3 protein-coding genes are annotated in these 4,558 nt (G+C 38.7%); 2 read left to right on the forward strand and 1 reads right to left on the reverse strand.

The window, feature by feature from the left end; all coding sequences use genetic code 11:
* A partial coding sequence (locus ED312_RS24450) for a transposase (RefSeq protein ID WP_317125700.1) occupies positions 1-282 on the forward strand: 282 nt, incomplete at its 5' end.
* A gap of 738 nt (positions 283-1,020) precedes the next feature.
* Positions 1,021-2,748: an erythromycin esterase family protein gene (locus ED312_RS21820; RefSeq protein WP_123218141.1), complete on the forward strand. Its 1,728-nt coding sequence runs from the start codon at positions 1,021-1,023 to the stop codon at positions 2,746-2,748.
* Between the two features lie 860 nt (positions 2,749-3,608).
* Here the strand turns inward: ED312_RS21820 and ED312_RS21830 are convergent.
* The gene (locus ED312_RS21830; RefSeq protein WP_123218143.1) at positions 3,609-3,944 is read right to left on the reverse strand and encodes a hypothetical protein; all 336 of its coding nucleotides are present in this window, start codon (positions 3,942-3,944) and stop codon (positions 3,609-3,611) included.
* Between the last annotated feature and the right edge of the window lie 614 nt (positions 3,945-4,558).

Genomic DNA, 4,558 nt, shown 5'->3' on the forward strand with positions numbered 1-4,558 from the left:
AGCAGAAACTATAAGTTCCATAACCCGGAGGGCCTATACTTTGTGAGCTTTGCTGTCGTGGAATGGCTTGATGTTTTTACCAGGAATGAATATAAGAACCTGCTGTTGGAAAGTTTGGCATTTTGCCAAAAAAAGAAAGGTATGGAAATTGTGGCCTGGTGCATTATGACCAACCATATACATTTGGTGTTCAGGAGTGTAGACAGGCAACATCCCGCATTGTTGTTGGGCGATTTTAAGCGGTATACAAGTAAGGCTATAAGTAAAGGAAATACGGGATAATCCGAGAGAAAGCAGAAAAGAGTTTTTGCTCGAAAGGTTTAAAAAACGGCAGGAAAGTCGTCCAACGTTACCGGATATCAGTTTTGGCGACACGACAACAAACCTATTGAACTTTGGAGCAATAAAATTATACAGCAAAAGATAAACTACATACACAATAATCCGGTAGATGCAGGCTTAGTATTTCGGCCGGAAGATTATGTTTACAGCAGTGCTGTGGATTATGCGGGGGAAAAGGGGGTATTGGATAATGTGGTTGTTTTTCAGTATTTTGGTTAAAAGAAAAGGACATTATAGATAGTTTAGTTTAAGCCACACGATACAATCGTGCGGCAATAGGGGGTTCTCGTTACAAACGAGCACCAGATGGGGGAAAAGAAGGGAGCGAACTACAAATTAAAATTTGGCGGATAAATGGCAGAAATGAACTGCCCCGCTACCGCCAGTTTTTGACTGGTGGCAGGCAGGAGTAAGTAATGAACCTCAGCACAAAAGACTATGATTGAATAATGTGGTTTTTGTATTTCCAGGACATGAGCAGAAACTACAAACCTGCCTTCAGGCAAGGTTTTATAACAAGGCCGGTGTGAAGGAAAGTATGCATATATTGTAGAAAGGAAAAAGAAATGGAAATGTATGCCTCCTGTTGTTGTGGGCACCAGTTGTAAACTGGTGATAGTAGTCAACGCTCATGATGAAAAGCATTGAAAAAGTTTAAATGGCCCCTAAATTAAAATTATGAAAACCACACTGCTATGCCTGTTTCTATGTTTAGCCAAAGCATCATTTTCCCAGGAATTTTTAAATCTTGATTTTGAATACGAAGTCAGGGGTTCAGAAATTCCAAAGAAATGGTACATCGAAAGTCCGGGATACATTGCTAAAATGGATGAAACCGAAAAATACAGCTCCGAAAGGAGTTTAAAGATGACAAGTAATAGTCCGGTAGAAAATCATATTGCCGTCTTTACCGGAAACTTTCCGGTGACATTGGCAAAAGGCAGAAGCATTGAGTTCACAGGACATGTAAAAACGGAATCCGTGACCAATGGTTATGCAGGACTTTGGTGGAGCGTAGATGGGGAAGCCGGGGTCTTAGCGTTTGATAATATGGAGGAGGGTGGCTTAAGGGGCACCAATGATTGGCAAGAAGTCTCCATCCGAATGAATGTGGATAAAAATGCTACTGACGTCAGTTTTGGTGGCTTATTAACGGGGCTTGGCACAGCCTGGTTCGATGATTTTGAAATACGTATTGACGGCAAAGAATTTGAAGATCTGCAACCCCGGGTAAGTGCGCCCACCATGGAGGAATTAGAATGGTTAAAGAACAATGTTTATCCGCTATCGACCTATGATCCCGCAAAGAAATCCGACGAGGACCTTGAAATCATGGATTCATTGATCGGGGATACCCATGTTGTAGGTCTTGGAGAGGTTACGCATGGTTCGAGCGAAATATTCCAAATGAAACACCGGATCATCAAATTTCTGGCGGAGAAAAAGAATTTCGGAATTTTTTCCATGGAAGTGAATATGCCAGAGGCCTATAGGCTCAATGATTACATCATAAGCGGAAAGGGAAATCCAACCGAATTAATAAAAGGCATGGATTATTGGACCTGGAGCACCCGGGAAGTATTAAATATGGTGGAATGGATGAAGTTGCATAATGCTTCTAAACAACAAATACAATTCACCGGATTTGATATGCAATCCTATGATTTGTCTATCCAGGAGCTGGAAAAAAAATTTAAAAACAATCCTACAACACTAGACGATTTGATTGCTATTAAACAGCTATTGGATAAAACTTCAAACCAACATATGGGTTCTAGGCTAGGTGCAATTTCCCAGGAAGATAAAGATACTATAGAGGTAAAAATTTCACGTATCAGGGACGCTATAAAAAAATTGAAGATTACCGGGGACAGGATGCCATGGCTGTACCAAAATATTAGGATCATTGAGCAATATGTGGACAAAACTATTTTCTCACGAGACAAGTTTATGGCAGAAAATCTCATGTGGATTAGATCACAAAATCCGGGATCAAAGATTGTCATCTGGGCACATAACGCACATATTCAAAGAACCATGCGCGGTATGGGAAATTTTCTTTCCGATAGTCTGGCCAAAGACTATCTGTCGGTCGGATTCGCTTTTGCAAGAGGCACCTATACGGCAATGGGCAGTCAGGGACTAACCGAATATCAGGCCGAGGAACCGTATAATGGTACTTTTGAAAAGTTTTTCGAAGCTATTGATGCCCCTATTTTCATTATCGATCTAAGGAGCGTCAAAGCACAAAAACCAACGTTTGGCAAGTGGTTATTGGAAAAACTGGACTTCAGACAAGTAGGAGTAATGAAACCGGAAAGAGAATTTTACGAAACAAATTTAAGCGAAGATTATGATTTGATCATTTTTATTAGAGATTCCTCGGGCTCAAAACTTTTGGATTAACTTTTTAATACCAATGCGAATCAAGGATTAAAATATTGGGTAAATAAAAGCGAAGCCCCGATGGTCCCGATAATATCGGGAGCGGGAGACGCTTTTCAGCTATGGATTTCGGAAATACCCAAATCATCACTAATATATCACTTGTTTATCCGTGCTTTATGCCTCTGCTTATCCATTATTCACGTTAATTTAAGTGAGTTGTTATTTGACGGCATAATTTTTTCAGTTTTTTCCCAAAAAAGTGAGTCTGGAAGTGTAGGTATTAATTTGTAACAAATGTATGATCTGTTGGCCCTGCCCATAAAGATTATTATAGGTTTTGTATTGAAACCGGAGTAATTACCTAATCGGCAAAATGAAAAATGCTGTGGAAATCTATGCCTTTAGCTCCAAAGGCGCCTATGAAATTTAACCATTATTATCGAAAAGCTTTATGTTAGGTACTTATTTTTAACAAACTCATACCAGTCTTTGCAAAATTGTTCTTCAGTGACATTAAATGTCTTTTTCAAGTTCCCATAATTTTCTATTAGGTCAATAAATTTTTTTTGCCCATATTTAGCTAAGATATATTCGATAATTGTAAAACCACAATCATATATTTTATCACCTTTGAAGCGGCCGTTTAGCTCCACGATGCTTGGGTATTGCCCATTTTCCAGATAGGTTAAGGTTTTAGGATTTACAAATTGTTTTGCCTCATACACACTTATTCCTTCCCAAAGCCATATTGGAAAGGTTGAAAATTTCTTATCGAATTCCTTTGAATCAACAGGTTGTGGCTCATGGTCTAAAAGTAATTTTAATGTTACAGCATGAACAAACTCATGAACAGCAACTTTTTGGCTGTCGGCTTCTCCCTATGCCTGTTCTACAAAGTGTAATTTGGAAATACCTTCAATATTGCCCGAACCTCCCCAGTTTTTAGTTGCCGTTATGTACCTCCATCTTTGAGCATAGATATTTGTTTCTATCATCTCTGCTGGAATAGTATTTAAATTCTTTCCAATTTTAAGATAATTGCTCTCTAAAGCATTGGAAAGTTGGATAATTTTTGCTGTGTCAATGCTACTACTGAAAAGGAATGTAAAATGTTTGGTTTTAAGCGTCCTTTTGCTTTCTGGAATGCTGATTAGGATAATGCCTGTTAGAAATAAGATGGCTACTATAAAAAGTATTTTTTTTAGTTTCTTCATTGGTCAAATTATAATGCTTTCAATTACTATGGATAACGTAAGGATAAGTACATGAAAAATTCTATACCATATACACTAAACTAATATAGGAAAAGTACTTTCAAATTCGGCAGGTTTTTTGAAGCCATGTTTTTGTCTAATTCCATGCAGAATATAAAGAATCTTTTTCACCTGATAAATTTATGAGAAGGGTACAATATTGTGAGCTTGCAGAAAAAAATAACGAAATGTCCCCGCTCCCCCCGCTACTGCGTGTTTTTTCAAACTTAAAACTTCTTTTAAACGGAAACTGTTAGATTGTTTATGTACCACCGGTTCCCCCCCCCTCTTCCACCAGTTTTTAACTGGCGGCGGCATGAGCACGTAACAAGCCTCAGAACAAAAAGCTATGATTTAATAGTGTAGTTTTTATATTTTTAGGACATGAGCAGAAACTACAAACCTGCCCGGCAGACAAGGTTTTATAACCATACCGTTGAAACCGCTTTGTGACCGAGCTAACGGAATGGAAATATAGCAGCGCTAGAAATTTTGCGGGGGATCATACCGTTCTGGAAATAGACGACATTGGTTTTTGGGAGTAATTAGTTGTTGGCTACTGTTGTGGCCACCAG

Origin of the sequence: Sinomicrobium pectinilyticum (genome assembly GCF_003725735.1) — a bacterium.
GTDB lineage: Bacteria > Bacteroidota > Bacteroidia > Flavobacteriales > Flavobacteriaceae > Sinomicrobium > Sinomicrobium pectinilyticum.